The 426-nt window shown below is 50.9% G+C and carries 3 tRNA genes; all 3 read left to right on the forward strand.

The window, feature by feature from the left end:
• A tRNA-Met gene (locus AC3A54_RS25520) sits at positions 1 to 77 on the forward strand.
• 159 nt (positions 78 to 236) lie between these two features.
• Positions 237 to 313 (forward strand) — tRNA-Ile (locus AC3A54_RS25525).
• Positions 314 to 332: 19 nt separating this feature from the next.
• A tRNA-Ser gene (locus AC3A54_RS25530) sits at positions 333 to 425 on the forward strand.
• Position 426: the final 1 nt, after the last annotated feature.

Raw genomic sequence — 426 nt, forward strand, 5'->3', positions numbered from 1 at the left:
GGCGGTGTAGCTCAGCTGGCTAGAGCGTACGGTTCATACCCGTAAGGTCGGGGGTTCGATCCCCTCCGCCGCTACCAGATATATTTATAGAACTTGGACCTTTAGCTCAGCTGGTTAGAGCAACGAGCAAAGCTCCTATGAAAATCTGCGAGTTGTCACCATCGAGCTGCTACTTGAGTAAGCTTTCTGAGATGGGGACAGACGGTTTTAACATTAGAGTAAAAGAACTTCAACTTGGACCTTTAGCTCAGCTGGTTAGAGCAGACGGCTCATAACCGTCCGGTCGTAGGTTCGAGTCCTACAAGGTCCACCATTAGTTTCGTAGTTAGTACGGAGGAATACCCAAGTTTGGCTGAAGGGATCGGTCTTGAAAACCGACAGGCGGGTCATACCGCGCGGGGGTTCGAATCCCTCTTCCTCCTCCAT

This window comes from Neobacillus sp. Soil_C_43, from assembly GCF_057656715.1.